Annotated in this window: 12 protein-coding genes and 1 pseudogene; 9 read left to right on the forward strand and 4 right to left on the reverse strand. The window is 69.0% G+C overall.

The annotated features are described in order from the left end of the window. Nucleotides 1-67: 67 nt before the first annotated feature. On the reverse strand, nucleotides 68-1,246 hold the full coding sequence (locus RCO28_RS26940; protein ID WP_308943861.1) for a CoA transferase: 1,179 nt from the start codon (nucleotides 1,244-1,246) through the stop codon (nucleotides 68-70). Between the two features lie 297 nt (nucleotides 1,247-1,543). Between RCO28_RS26940 and RCO28_RS26945 the strand changes: the two genes are divergently transcribed. The 6 genes from RCO28_RS26945 to RCO28_RS26970 all read left to right on the forward strand — a co-directional run bounded on the left by RCO28_RS26945 (nucleotide 1,544) and on the right by RCO28_RS26970 (nucleotide 7,694). Continuing rightward, nucleotides 1,544-2,698 (forward strand): acyl-CoA dehydrogenase family protein, encoded by a 1,155-nt coding sequence (locus tag RCO28_RS26945; RefSeq protein WP_308943862.1) that lies wholly within the window; start codon nucleotides 1,544-1,546, stop codon nucleotides 2,696-2,698. 51 nt (nucleotides 2,699-2,749) lie between these two features. Further along, complete coding sequence (locus RCO28_RS26950) at nucleotides 2,750-3,547, forward strand: electron transfer flavoprotein subunit beta/FixA family protein (protein ID WP_308943863.1); 798 nt, start codon at nucleotides 2,750-2,752, stop codon at nucleotides 3,545-3,547. A 93-nt stretch (nucleotides 3,548-3,640) separates the two neighbouring features. Further along, nucleotides 3,641-4,603: an electron transfer flavoprotein subunit alpha/FixB family protein gene (locus RCO28_RS26955; RefSeq protein ID WP_308943864.1), complete on the forward strand. Its 963-nt coding sequence runs from the start codon at nucleotides 3,641-3,643 to the stop codon at nucleotides 4,601-4,603. A gap of 579 nt (nucleotides 4,604-5,182) precedes the next feature. Then, on the forward strand, nucleotides 5,183-5,386 hold the full coding sequence (locus RCO28_RS26960) for a hypothetical protein (RefSeq protein WP_308943865.1): 204 nt from the start codon (nucleotides 5,183-5,185) through the stop codon (nucleotides 5,384-5,386). A gap of 343 nt (nucleotides 5,387-5,729) precedes the next feature. Continuing rightward, nucleotides 5,730-6,299: a hypothetical protein gene (locus tag RCO28_RS26965; RefSeq protein ID WP_308943866.1), complete on the forward strand. Its 570-nt coding sequence runs from the start codon at nucleotides 5,730-5,732 to the stop codon at nucleotides 6,297-6,299. A gap of 777 nt (nucleotides 6,300-7,076) precedes the next feature. Beyond that, nucleotides 7,077-7,694: a type I-E CRISPR-associated protein Cse1/CasA gene (locus RCO28_RS26970; protein WP_308943867.1), complete on the forward strand. Its 618-nt coding sequence runs from the start codon at nucleotides 7,077-7,079 to the stop codon at nucleotides 7,692-7,694. Nucleotides 7,695-8,098: 404 nt separating this feature from the next. Here the strand turns inward: RCO28_RS26970 and RCO28_RS26975 are convergent. From RCO28_RS26975 to RCO28_RS26985, 3 genes and pseudogenes are all read right to left on the reverse strand, one after another. Further along, nucleotides 8,099-8,961: pseudogene (locus tag RCO28_RS26975) on the reverse strand (3-hydroxybutyryl-CoA dehydrogenase). A 54-nt stretch (nucleotides 8,962-9,015) separates the two neighbouring features. Further along, nucleotides 9,016-9,267 carry an OB-fold domain-containing protein gene (locus RCO28_RS39450; protein ID WP_374991261.1) on the reverse strand — a complete coding sequence of 84 codons (252 nt, stop codon included), beginning with the start codon at nucleotides 9,265-9,267 and terminating at the stop codon, nucleotides 9,016-9,018. A 400-nt stretch (nucleotides 9,268-9,667) separates the two neighbouring features. Next, nucleotides 9,668-10,399, reverse strand: coding sequence for a TetR family transcriptional regulator (locus RCO28_RS26985; protein WP_308943869.1), 732 nt, complete (start codon nucleotides 10,397-10,399; stop codon nucleotides 9,668-9,670). A 165-nt stretch (nucleotides 10,400-10,564) separates the two neighbouring features. Between RCO28_RS26985 and RCO28_RS26990 the strand changes: the two genes are divergently transcribed. The 3 genes from RCO28_RS26990 (at nucleotide 10,565) to RCO28_RS27000 (ending at nucleotide 13,600) form a co-directional block, all read left to right on the forward strand. Beyond that, nucleotides 10,565-11,725, forward strand: coding sequence for an acyl-CoA dehydrogenase family protein (locus RCO28_RS26990; protein ID WP_374991257.1), 1,161 nt, complete (start codon nucleotides 10,565-10,567; stop codon nucleotides 11,723-11,725). Nucleotides 11,726-11,790: 65 nt separating this feature from the next. After that, nucleotides 11,791-12,576, forward strand: a complete 786-nt coding sequence (locus RCO28_RS26995) for an electron transfer flavoprotein subunit beta/FixA family protein (protein ID WP_308943871.1) — start codon at nucleotides 11,791-11,793, stop codon at nucleotides 12,574-12,576. Nucleotides 12,577-12,637: 61 nt separating this feature from the next. Next, on the forward strand, nucleotides 12,638-13,600 hold the full coding sequence (locus RCO28_RS27000) for an electron transfer flavoprotein subunit alpha/FixB family protein (protein ID WP_308943872.1): 963 nt from the start codon (nucleotides 12,638-12,640) through the stop codon (nucleotides 13,598-13,600). The last annotated feature ends 1 nt before the right edge of the window (nucleotide 13,601 follow it).

Below are 13,601 nucleotides of genomic sequence, written 5' to 3' on the forward strand. Positions count from 1 at the left end.
AAGGGGTGTGGTGGAAAGCGGTGTTGCAGACCGGGAGTTCGTGGCCCGCGCAGGGGTCGCGGTTGGTTCAGCCCAGGTCGCCGGCGAGCCACTGCGACACCACGTCGTCCGCGTGCTCGTTCAGAGCCGGGCTCGGAGCCGTCGCCGCAGCCTCGTCGGGCGCGGCGCACGCGGGGTCCAGGCGGGCGGGACCGAAGTGCGCCGGCTGCCGCAGGAACGGCGTGCGGCCGAGCACCGGGTGATCGAACGCGCCGATCAGGCCCCGCTGTTGGATCTGTTCGCTGCGCACCGCGTCGGTCAGCTCCCAGATCGGGCCGGCCGGAACCCCCGCCTCCTGCGCGAGCTTCAGGGCCTGCGCCGTGGTGAGCCGGGACGACCAGGTCTCGGTGATCTCCCGCATCTGCTCGACGTGGCGTGAGCGGGCGGAGTCATCACAGAACCGAGGGTCCTGCGGCAAGTCGGGCCGCCCTACCAGTCCGGCGAACCGCCGGAAGACCGCGTCGCTCGCCACGGCGAGGGCCACGAGCCCGTCGGCGGTCCGGTACGTGTCGAAGGGGGTGGAGACCGGATGCCGGTTGCCGACCCGGCCCGGCAGCTGCCCCGTGGCGGTGAGCAGGCTCATCGCGGTCACCTGCAGGGACACCAAGGAATCGAGCATCGCGACGTCGATGTACCGGCCCTGGCCACTGCGCTCCCGGTCGAACAGCGCCGCGTTGACGGCCCACGAGGCGAAGAGACCGGCCAGCAGGTCGCCGACCGACTCCCCCACCCTGGTGGGCGGCCCGTCGGACGTACCGGTACCCGCCATCAGACCGGACATCGCCTGCACGATCAGGTCGTACGCGGGGTGCTCCCGCATCGGGCCGCTCTGCCCGAAGCCGGAGATGCTCGCGTACACCAGGCGCGGGTTGAGCGCCGCGAGCGTCGGGTGGTCGATGCCGAGCCGCTGCGCGACGCCGGGGCGGAAGTTCTCGACGACGACGTCGGCGCGCTCGGCGAGGCGCAGCAGCAGCGCGTGGTCGTCCGGATTCTTCAGATCGAGGGCGATGCTCCGCTTGCCCCGGTTGAGCTGGGCGAAGTAAACGCTCTCGCCCTCTTGGAACGGCCCGAGGTGCCGGGCGTCGTCGCCGCCCGGCGGTTCGACCTTGACCACGTCGGCTCCGAGGTCCGCCAGCAGCGCCGTGCAGTACGGGCCGGCCAGTACCCGGCTGAGATCGAGCACGCGCAGGCCCTGGAGAACGCTCATCGCTTCCTCCCTTTCGGTCGGTGAATCGCATCGTGGTCTGCGGAACGTATGCGGGGCCCGAGCGGAGAGTCGATGTGCGGGTGCACGACCATCGCGCGAAGCTTCGTGCGCACGCACGTTGGCGGGCCGGGTTCCAGTACGCCGGAATGTAGGCCGTGTACGCCGGCGGAACCGGGCCGCCCCGGCCCCTGGGCACTCGTGTCAATGCCGATCCGCGCTTCCGCACCGTGGAAGATCCGCGCACCCGCCATACCGCAGCAGTCACTGCACCGCGCACCCCCGTAGAAGGAGCACACCATGACGTCCACGCCGTACCTGCTGTCACCTATGTACGACGAGTTCCGCGCGGCGGCCCGCACCGTCGCCGAGAAGGAGCTCGGGCCGCGGGCGGCGGAGGTCGACGAGCGGGGCGGATTCCCGCACGACAACTACGCGACACTCGTGGCCGCCGGGCTGCACGCGCCCGGCATTCCCGAGGAGTACGGCGGCGACGGGGTGGACGCCATCGCCTCCGCGATCGCGATCGAGGAGGTCGCCCGCGTGTGCGCCTCGTCGTCCACGGTCCAGACCTCCAACAAGCTCGGCGTCGTGCCACTACTGCTCGCGGGAACGGAGGAGCAGCAGCAGCGATATCTGCCCGAAGTCGCCGCGGGCGAGGCGCTGTTGGCGTACGCGATCAGCGAGCGTGAGGCGGGCAGCGACGTCGCCGCGATGCGCTGCAGGGCGGTGGCCGACGGCGACGACTGGGTGCTCGACGGTGTCAAGACCTGGATCACCTCGGCCGGTGTCGCCAAGTATCTGATCGTCTTCGCGGTCACCGACCCCGAGGAGGGGTCCCGCGGGATCTCGGCGTTCGTCGTGCACGCCGACGACGCCGGCATCTCCTACGGCGAGCCCGAGCGCAAGATGGGCCTGAAGGGCTCGGTCACGCGCGAGGTGTACTTCGACCGCTGCCGGATTCCGGGCGACCGCCTCCTCGGCGATCGGGGCAAGGGGCTGAGGCTCGCCCTGGGCACCCTCGACCACACACGGGTGTCGGTCGGCGCACAGGCCCTGGGTATCGCGCAGGGAGCCCTCGACGTCGCGGTCGACTACGTGCGGGAGCGGCGGCAGTTCGGCCAGGCCGTCGCCGACTTCCAGGGCGTCCAGTTCATGCTCGCCGACATGGCGACGAAGGTGGAGTCGGCCCGGCAGATGGTCTACGCGGCGGGGGCCCGCAGCCACGCGCGCTCGTCCGACCTGACGTACTTCGGGGCCGCCGCCAAGTGCCTCGCCTCCGACGTCGCCATGGCTGTGACCACCGACGCGGTGCAACTGCTCGGCGGTTACGGCTACACCAAGGACTTCCCCGTCGAGCGCATGATGCGCGACGCGAAGATCACGCAGATCTACGAGGGCACCAACCAAATCCAGCGGATCGTGATGGCCCGTCAACTGTTGCGCACCCGGTGAGCGAGGCACGGGGCGCTGCGCAAACGGAACCGTCAACTCTGAGAGAAGGTCATGATTTTGAGGATCGTTGTCTGTGTGAAGTACGTGCCCGACGCCACCGGCGGCCGGCACTTCACCGATGACCTGACCGTCGACCGCGACGATGTCGACGGCCTGCTGTCGGAGCTCGACGAGTACGCGGTCGAGCAGGCCCTGCAGATTGCGGAGGAGTGTCAACGGGCCGGTGCCGACGCGGAGATCACCGTCCTGACGGTGGGCCCGGAGGACGCCAAGGACGCGCTGCGCAAGGCGCTGTCCATGGGCGCCGACAAGGCTGTGCACGTCGAGGACGACGACCTGCACGGCACCGACGTCATGGGTACGTCCCTGGTGCTCGCCAAGGCCATCGAGAAGACCGGGTACGACCTGGTCATCGCCGGTATGGCGTCCACCGACGGCACCATGGGTGTGCTGCCGGCGATCCTCGCGGAGCGCCTCGGTGTCCCGCAGGTCACGCTGCTGTCCGAGGTCTCGGTCGAGGACGGCACCGTCAAGGGCCGTCGTGACGGTGACACCGCGTCCGAGCAGCTGGAGGCGTCGCTTCCGGCCGTCGTGTCGGTGACGGACCAGTCGGGCGAGGCCCGCTACCCGTCGTTCAAGGGCATCATGGCCGCCAAGAAGAAGCCGGTGGAGTCCCTGGACCTGGACGACCTGGACATCGAGGCCGAGGAAGTCGGTCTGGAGGGTGCCTGGACCAAGGTCGACGAGGCGGCTGAGCGTCCGGCCCGTACCGCAGGCACGATCGTCAAGGACGAGGACGAGGGCGGCAAGCAACTGGCCGCCTTTCTCGCGGAGCGCAAATTCGTGTGACGCAGCCTCGCGGGCCAGAAGTTCATCTGAGCCCCGCAGAGCCCGGTCAAGCCCCTCACCGTTTTCTTCGCAACGCAGGAGAGAAGAAGTCCCATGGCTGAAGTTCTGGTCTACGTCGACCACGTGGACGGTGCCGTCCGCAAGCCCACCCTTGAACTGCTGACGCTGGCCCGCCGCCTGGGCGAGCCCGTCGCCGTCGCCCTCGGCAACGGCGCCGCCGACACCGCCGCCGCGCTCGCCGAGCACGGCGCGGTCAAGGTCCTCACCAGCGACGCCGCCGAGTTCGCCGACTACCTCGTCGTGCCGAAGGTGGACGCACTGCAGGCCGCGTACGAGGCCGTCCAGCCCGCCGCCGTACTGGTGCCCTCGTCCGCCGAGGCCAAGGAGATCGCCGCGCGTCTGGCGGTCCGTATCAAGTCCGGCATCATCACCGACGCCGTCGACCTGGAGGCGGGTGACGAGGGCCCGGTCGCGACGCAGTCCGCGTTCGCCGCGTCCTTCACCACCAAGTCCCGCATCACGCAGGGCACTCCGGTCATCACGGTCAAGCCGAACTCGGCCGCCGTGGAGGCCGCTCCGGCCGCCGGTGCGGTCGAGGCCCTGGCCGTCACGTTCTCGGACGCCGCCTCGGGTACGAAGGTGATCGCGCGCACGCCGCGTGAGTCGACCGGCCGTCCGGAGCTGACCGAGGCCGCGATCGTGGTCTCCGGTGGCCGTGGCGTCAACGGCGCGGAGAACTTCGCGATCATCGAGGCCCTCGCCGACTCGCTCGGTGCGGCCGTCGGCGCCTCGCGTGCCGCGGTGGACGCGGGCTGGTACCCGCACTCGAACCAGGTGGGTCAGACCGGCAAGTCGGTCTCGCCGCAGCTGTACATCGCGTCCGGCATCTCGGGTGCGATCCAGCACCGTGCCGGTATGCAGACCTCGAAGACGATCGTGGCGATCAACAAGGACGCCGAGGCCCCGATCTTCGACCTGGTCGACTACGGCGTCGTGGGTGACCTCTTCGAGGTCGTCCCGCAGCTCACCGAAGAGGCCAACTCCCGCAAGGGCTGAGCTGGCCTCGAAGGAGGCGCTGGTGCCGGCCGGGACGTGGAGGTCGGTGCCCGTCGACAGTGAGGGTCAACTCGCCGACCGCGATGTCGAGGATGTCGACCGTGCTCACGGGATGGGATCGGAGGTGCTGCTGAGGCCGCGTGCATCGCCAGGCTAGTGACGCGCCGGACACCGGCGCTCACGGTGGTCATGCTCTCGCAGTCGATCGTCGCGGTCACGCTCGGCCTGATCGTCGTCGCCACCGGGAATGGAGTGCGGTGGGCCCGGTGCTGTAGTTCGCCGTCGCCGCCGGATCGGTGGGGGCGGGTGCCCTGATCGCTTTTTGTCGGGAGCGTTCCCGTGGGCCTCGCTTTCGGCTCTCGCCTGAGTCGGGCTGGCCGACGTCGCGGTTACTGTAAATGACCCGACTTCCGAGTCGGTTCGCATACCGCTGCGGGCACAACGGGCTAGCCACCCCAAGGCGCAGAGGGCATCAACCGCGCTCGCACCTCGTCCCGAGGGGCCGTCTTGCGTTTCCGGGACCCGGACGAGGTCGTTAGGCGTCGTGTGACGAGACAGCGTGGCCGGATTGGCACTCCCATGACCGTCTTCAACGTGCCCCGGCAGTCGCCTGATCTGCGACGCCAGGGCTACTGCCCCACCTGTCAGGCACTGCAGGGCGAGCGCTGCTTCGGCCGGGTCTCTAACGGCGTTCACAGCAAGCGGCTGGAGAGGAACGGCCTCGCCGTCACCTCGCTGCCGCCGATGCCCGGTGCTCGCCGACGGCGGCGCCGCCAGTCATGAGACCGCCCGCCTCACCCGGCGTCGCAACTGGCATTCACGACGCGCTGGGATGCCCCACGTGTCACACCCTGGTCGACGCCTATCAGGTCCTGGCCAGCAAGTTCCCCGGCAGCATCGCCGCGACGAACGCGATGCTGGTCGAGCAGTCTGGCTCAGCCGCCGCACTCTGCAGAATCACCGGCCGTCTCTCGTACACCGCGGCGTTCTCGCCGCGGGCGTCGGGCTGACGGGGGTGCCGCTCGCGCCCCCACCTGCCCCGGCCGGGCCGTTCCCGTCGTCGCGCGCGTGGCTGGCCGGCCTTACGGTCACCTGCCGCAGCTGCCACCGCATCCTGCAGGAGCTGGTGGAACTCGCCCACGGCGGCTGGAAAGTCCAGATCGGCATCCACGACCTGGCCGGCCGGCTGCACGTGGACGAGTCGACCGTGCGGGCTCACCTCCGGGGCGGACGCTCCACCCGGAGACAGCACAGCCTCAAGGCACAGAGGCTGGTCAAATTCGAGGCCGCCGGCCACACCGTGAGCCACGCGGTTCAGAAGAAGCGGGTGCGCGGCCCGGACATCTACACGCTCGCACCGGGCGAGAGCCACTCGACGGTCCCGGTCGGCCGGGAAGCCGCTTTGAGCGCGACGGAGCGGCAGCACCCCGCAGACGACCATGGGTTCGAGGGGGAACTGTCTGCGGAAAAGGCCGAGTTCAAGCAGGTCCAGCCCGCGAGTGACGACGAGTTCGTGGAGGGCTTGGTCGCGCGGCTGGCAGGCAGAACCACCTGGTTCCGTGACGATCACCCGCAGGCGCGGTGGTTCGTACACGTGGTGGCCGACCTCATCCGTGGCGGGTGGCCGGAGGAGATCCTGATGGAGCGGCTGTGCCTCGTACCCGTCGCACCTGCTCGGCCGGCCATGCAGCGCTGATTCCTCTCAGTGCCGAGCACCGACCGGGAAGCCGTTTTCGGAGCGATCGCAAGCTCGTCGAGTGTGGCACCGAAGGCGATGGTGGGAGGGCGTAACCCTCCCCGCACGGCGGCCGTTCGCCCGTCATAGGCCGAGTTGCCGCGTACGAGCATCAGCCGAGTCTGTTCACTTCCCACGTTCACCTGCAGGACCGTAGCCGCCGCCACTGACAATTCGACGCGGAGACCGGTGCCTATGTGATCGCGGACCGCGCGCAAGTCGCTCAGGCCTTCGAGTTCCGAAGATACGTCCCGGCTGAAATGCCGAGGCGGCCGCCAGCGCCGCCCTGCGAAGCAGATCTTCGAGGCCAACGCCGAGCCCCCCGTCGCCTGAACCAACCACACCCGTACGGAAGTTGGGAAAGACGCGTTGTTTGAAGACGAGATCTGGCCAGTCGCGGCACGGGATGCATTCACTCTGGGCCAGATTGCCGGTGCGGAGACGGGCGAGAGACCGCCCCCCGGGGGCTCCGCGGGCACTCCCCCGGAGCCCTCAAGTCCCGCCCCTGTTCGGGACGGCCCTTTGCTGTACCGGTGTGCCCTCTGGCCCGCTTCCGGGCGGCATTGTCAGACCCTCCCCTACTGTGCTGTCTCGCCCGTTTGGCGGGCCGAACTCCCGTCTTTTCATGGGCTTTTGTGAATTGCGGCGCAAGCCTCTACGGTAACTCCCGGTTTGCGTGTAAACGCCCAACTACCTCTGAAAATAGAGGGTTGGCCCCGTTAGGAGAGGTGGTCTGGCGTGCCCGAATCGGAGGATGCCCTCTTCCCGAAAGTAAGAGTGCGGGTCCGGCAGGACGCCGACCCGGTTGATCTTGAGGACGTCCTCGCCGGCGCAGCGCCGGGTGAGTGCAGGGCCGTGACGCTCCCGGAACTCCTCGCGGCTCTGCATCTCCTGGATGCCTACATCCCGGTGAACTCGGGCGCCGAGGCGATGATCCGCCGCCTGGTGGCCGCACTGGCCGCGCGTATCGGCGGCCTGGACCACGGGGCCGACGAGGAATGGGAGGACGCACTCGACGAGCTTCTCAAGGCCGGCCGCCTCAACAAAGCAGCCGTGGACGCCTACTTCACCACGCAGGTCTTCGACCTCGCGCACCCCACGCGTCCGTTGCTTCAGCACCCGGACCTCGCCGCCGAATGCTCGAAGTCGGCTAGCCCGGCTAAGCTGCACTTCGACCGGTCCTCGGGCAACAACGCCGCCTGGTGGGACCACACCCCCGAGACCCAGCCCCTGGACCCGCTCACCGCTCTGGAAGGCATCCTGCTGTGGCGCGGCTACGGACCCTGCGGACTCGGGGGGCAGCGCACGCACCGCGTCCACCGCACAACCGTCCTCGGTGGACTCATCAACCAGTAGCAGATCGCCAGTTGACACCACCATGAACCCGCAGATCAGCGGCCAAATCCTATATTTGAGCCCCACACGCTCCGGGCGGGCCGAGAGGACGATGCGCACGGGGTCCGTCTCCCAGTTCTCGAGAGTCGGGCGGTGACGGCGGAGGGCGGAGGGCTGGAGCCGCGCCCCGGCCCGGGCAGTCAGGGCACAGCATCGCCAGTCGTCACAGCGATGCGTTCGGGCCGGGGCGCGGCGGCTCGGGGAACGTGCCCACGTCAGCCGGCACGCTGTCCTCACCGCAAGCAGCGGGCAGCCGCCGGGCGATCAGGGGCCGCATGAATTTTTGGTGCCGCTCCCGGAGTTCCACTTCATCGCGCTCGCTCTCCGAAGCCGCAGTGCCCCCGCAGCCCCCTGGGCGGAGGGAGTCAGTCGTCGTAGGTGTAGAAGCCCCCGCCGGTCTTGCGGCCGAGCGTGCCCGCGGCGACCATCCGGCGCAGCAGCGGAGGCGGGGCGTACAGCGGCTCCTTGAACTCCTCGTACATCGACTCCGCGATGGACTGGGCGGTGTCCAGACCGATCAGGTCGAGCAGGCGCAGGGGTCCCATGGGGTGGGCGCAGCCGAGGACCATGCCGTTGTCGATGTCCTCGGCGGAGGCGAGGCCGGACTCGAGCATCCGGACGGCGGAGATCAGATACGGGACCAGGAGTGCGTTGACGACGAAGCCGGAGCGGTCGCGAGCGCGGATCGCGGTCTTGCCCAGCCTTGTGGTGACGAACGCGGTGGCACGTTCGACGACGTCGTCCGAGGTGATTTGGGTGGGAATGATCTCGACGAGCTTCTGCACCGGGACCGGGTTGAAGAAATGCAGGCCGACGACGTGGTCCGGCCGCCTGGTGAGCGCCGCGAGTTCCATGATGGGTATGGACGAGGTGTTGGAGGCGATGATCGCATCGGGGGAGTCGAGGACCTTGTCCAGGTGGTGAGTGTGGTGGTCTTCACCTCGAGCCGTTCGGCCACGGCCTCGATGACCAGGTGGTGGTCGGCGAAGTCGCCCAGATCACTGGTGAAGGCGAGGCGTGCCAGGGCGGCGTCCCGGTCACCTTCGGAGAACTTGCCGCTGCGGACACCGCGGTCCAGGGAGGCGGTGAGGCGGGCCTTGCCGGCTGCGGCGGCCTCGGCGTTGATCTCGCCGACCAGGACGTCGAGGCCCGCGCGGGCGCAGACCTCGGCGATTCCGGAGCCCATCAGGCCGCAGCCGACGACCCCTACTGTGCTGATTTGACCCATCGGGGGCAGTCCTTTCTCGTAGACATGACGGCTGGAGCGGTCGGCATCGTCGACTTACCACTCATCGCCGCGGGGGAGGTCGCAGGGGCGGAAAACGAGTTCCCGCGGGCCTGGCCCGACATCCACGGCCAGACGCACAAGCGCTCCGACGTGCACGGTTTCCGGGGGGACAGCGATGACCCGGGAGTGCACCCGGAATCCCTCGCTCATGGCGATGACGGCGAGGGCGCGCGGTCTACCGGCACTCCGGCCGACGACCTTGATGTGGCGGACGACGCCGGTGCCGCCACTGCGTTCCCAGGCCATGTCGGTGGAGGTGCAGATGGGGCACAGCAGGCGTCGAAAGAGTGCGGTGCGGCACCAGCGGCAGCGCTGGAAGTACAGCTCGCCGCCCCGCACCCCGTCCAGGGGTACCTGGCCGGGGCGGTCCGAGTCCGTGTGCGGTGCGACGCTCGAAACGCCGTCCCGTTCAGTGGGCTCATTGTCCGCGGTCTTGGTCGCTGCATGGAACACGGTGTCATCTCCCTGCACGCAACCGGAGGAATGGGAAGCGTTCCGCGACGGGAGGCGGTCGCCCACCTCGTCACGGCTGTGGCACGTCGGCACGTCATGGCGTCCGTGACCATCGAGAGATTATGGCACTGAGTTCCACTTGTAAAGGAACTGAGTTCCCTGTGCTGCCACGGGCAGCGAAGGGGCGGTGCGGTCAGCTTTCGTCGAGCGTGGCCTCGATCTCCCGGACCACACGCCACATCGGCGTCCGGCGTTTGGCGATCAGAACGACGACATCGTCCGTCTCCTGCCCGCCGGCACCTGGAACCTCCGCTCCCAAACCCCTGGAGTTCTGTACGAACTCCAGGGCGTGGTCCATGCGGGCCGCGACGTCCCCCCGCCCGCCGGAACGGAGCCACGACCGGAGCGCGTTGTTGTGGGCCGCAACCACCGAGGCCGCGATCACGTCGGCCCGCAGGGTTCCGTCGGACCATCCGGCAAAGCGACGCCGCAGGTAGTCAGCGAGGGTGCGCTCGTAGCGCCAGACCACGGACAGCTCGTGGGTGCGCAGTCCGGGAACGCTCTTGGTCAGGCGGTATCGCTGCACGGAGAAGGACGGGTTGAGTGCGTACATTCGCAGCACCAGGCGAGCGGCGTCGCAGACCCGGGCCACGGGCTCCTCCTCGCCGGTCCCCTGCTGGAGAAACTCTGTCATCTCGGCGAGGCACCGCTCGTGATCGGGAAAGACCACGTCCTCCTTCGACGGGAAATAGCGGAAGAAGGACCGTCTTCCCACCCCGGCGAGGGCGACGATGTCGTCGATCGTGGTCTGTTCGAACCCGCGCCCCAGGAACAGTTCGAAGGCCGCCGCGATCAGGGCGTCCCGCATCGATGGCTTCGCGGGGCCGTTGCCGACGCCGCCGCCGTGTCCCTGCACCTCACTCATGCGGGGAACATAACACCGGTCGAAGCCGCTGCCGGGTGGGCCGGGGTACTCCGACCAGAGGGCCGAGGACTGGATTCATGGCACTGAGTGTGCATACTTGAGGGTACTGAGTGCCATCTTTTGATCGCCGCTGTGGCCGGGGAACCGGCCGGGACAGACTGGGGTATGCCTGCCATGAGTCAGGATTTCGACCTGTACCGTCCGGCCGAGGAGCACGACATGCTCCGTGACGCGGTGCGTGCGCTCGCCGAGGCGAAGATCGCGCCGTTCGCCGCCGCGGTCGACGAGGAGGCCCGTTTCCCGCAGGAGGCCCTCGACGCGCTGACGGCGAACGACCTGCACGCCGTGCACGTGCCCGAGGCGTACGGCGGCGCGGGTGCCGACGCGCTCGCCACGGTGATCGTGATCGAGGAGGTGGCGCGGGTGTGCGCCTCGTCCTCGTTGATCCCGGCGGTGAACAAGCTGGGCTCGCTGCCGGTGATCCTGTCCGGTTCCGAGGAGCTGAAGAAGAAGTACATGGCGCCGCTGGCCAAGGGCGACGGGATGTTCTCGTACTGCCTGTCCGAGCCGGACGCGGGCTCGGACGCCGCGGGGATGAAGACCAAGGCCGTGCGCGACGGCGACTTCTGGGTGCTCAACGGTGTGAAGCGCTGGATCACCAACGCCGGTGTCTCGGAGTACTACACCGTGATGGCCGTGACCGACCCCGAGAAGCGGTCGAAGGGCATAAGCGCGTTCGTCGTGGAGAAGGGCGACGAGGGCGTGTCCTTCGGCGCCCCGGAGAAGAAGCTCGGCATCAAGGGCTCGCCGACCCGTGAGGTCTACCTCGACAACGTCCGCATCCCCGCAGACCGCATGATCGGCGCCGAGGGCACCGGCTTCGCCACCGCGATGAAGACCCTGGACCACACCCGCATCACCATCGCGGCGCAGGCCCTCGGCATCGCGCAGGGCGCTCTCGACTACGCCAAGGGCTACGTCCAGGAGCGCAAGCAGTTCGGCAAGCCGATCGGCGACTTCCAGGGCGTGCAGTTCATGCTCGCCGACATGGCCATGAAGGTCGAGGCCGCCCGGCAGCTGACGTACGCGGCCGCCGCGAAGTCGGAGCGCGGCGATGCGGATCTGACGTTCCAGGGCGCGGCCGCCAAGTGCTTCGCCTCGGACGTCGCCATGGAGGTCACCACCGACGCCGTCCAGCTCCTCGGTGGTTACGGCTACACCCGGGACTACCCGGTCGAGCGCATGATGCGCGACGCCAAGATCACCCAGATCTACGAGGGCACCAACCAGGTCCAGCGCATCGTCATGGCCCGCAATCTGCCGTAGTTCACCGACCCGGCACGGACCCGCGCCGGCGGGGAAAAGTATCGATCACTGTGAAGGGACGCCCAGTGAGCTTGAGGATCGTTGTCTGTGTGAAGTACGTGCCCGACGCCACCGGCGACCGGCACTTCGCCGAGGACCTGACCGTCGACCGTGACGACGTGGACGGCCTGCTGTCGGAGCTGGACGAGTATGCCGTCGAGCAGGCCCTGCAGATCGCCGACGAGGCCGATGACGCGGAGATCACCGTGCTGACAGTGGGCCCGGAGGACGCCAAGGACGCGCTGCGCAAGGCGTTGTCGATGGGCGCGGACAAGGCCGTGCACGTGGAGGACGAGGACCTGCACGGCACCGACGCCCTGGGCACCTCCCTGGTGTTGGCCAAGGCCATCGAGCACACCGGATACGACCTGGTGTTCTGTGGTATGTCCTCGACTGACGGCACGATGGGTGTGCTGCCGGCGCTGCTGGCCGAGCGGCTGGGCGTCCCGCAGGTCACCCTGCTCTCCGAGGTCTCGGTCGCCGATGGCGTGGTCACGGGCCGCCGGGACGGGGATGCCGCCACCGAGCAGCTTCAGGCCTCCCTGCCGACGGTGGTGTCGGTGACCGACCAGTCCGGCGAGGCCCGCTACCCCTCGTTCAAGGGGATCATGGCGGCCAAGAAGAAGCCGGTGGAGTCGTTGGACCTGTCCGACCTGGACCTGGAGGCCGAGCAGGTCGGCCTGGCGGGCGCCTGGACCACGGTGGACTCCGCTGCCCAGCGCCCGGCCCGCACCGCCGGCACGATCGTCAAGGACGAGGACGAGGGCGGCAAGCAGCTCGCGGAGTTCCTCGCGGGCCAAAAATTCATCTGAGCTTCGGCACCCTTCCCGACCGCCACCAGAACGCTTCGTTACCCGCAGGAGAACCATTCCCATGGCTGAAGTTCTCGTCTATGTCGACCACGCCAGCGGCGCCGTCCGCAAGCCGACCCTCGAACTGTTGACCCTGGCCCGCCGGATCGGTGAGCCGGTAGCCGTCGCTCTCGGCTCCGGCGCCGAGAACACCGCCGCCGCGCTGGCCGAGCACGGCGCGGTCAAGGTACTGACCGCCGACGCGCCGGAGTTCGCCGAATACCTGGTGGTGCCGAAGGTGGACGCGCTGCAGGCCGCCTACGAGGCAGTCTCCCCGGCGGCGGTGCTGGTGCCGTCCTCCGCCGAAGGCAAGGAGATCGCGGCCCGTCTCGCGGTCCGTATCGGCTCCGGCATCATCACCGACGCCGTCGACCTTCAGGCCGGCGACGAGGGCCCGGTCGCGACCCAGTCCGCGTTCGCCGCCTCCTTCACCACCAAGTCCCGGGTCACCACGGGCACCCCGGTCATCACCGTCAAGCCCAACTCGGCCCCGGTCGAGCCGGCCCCGGCCGCCAGCGCGGTTGAGACCCTCGCTGTGACCTTCTCCGACCAGGCCACCGGCACCAAGGTCACCTCCCGCACACCGCAGGAGTCCACCGGCCGTCCGGAGCTGACCGAGGCCGCGATCGTCGTCTCCGGCGGCCGCGGCGTGGGCGGCGCCGAGCACTTCGGCGTCATCGAGGCGCTGGCCGACGCCCTCGGCGCGGCGGTCGGCGCCTCCCGGGCGGCGGTGGACGCCGGCTGGTACCCGCACTCCCACCAGGTCGGCCAGACCGGCAAGTCGGTCTCCCCGCAGCTGTACATCGCGTCGGGCATCTCCGGCGCGATCCAGCACCGGGCCGGCATGCAGACGTCCAAGACCATCGTGGCGATCAACAAGGACGCCGAGGCCCCGATCTTCGACCTCGTCGACTACGGCGTCGTCGGCGACCTCTTCGACGTCGTCCCGCAGCTGACCGAAGAAGTCAAGACCCGCAAGGGCTGAG

The sequence above is a fragment of the Streptomyces sp. LHD-70 genome (genome assembly GCF_031157275.1).
Taxonomy (GTDB): domain Bacteria; phylum Actinomycetota; class Actinomycetes; order Streptomycetales; family Streptomycetaceae; genus Streptomyces.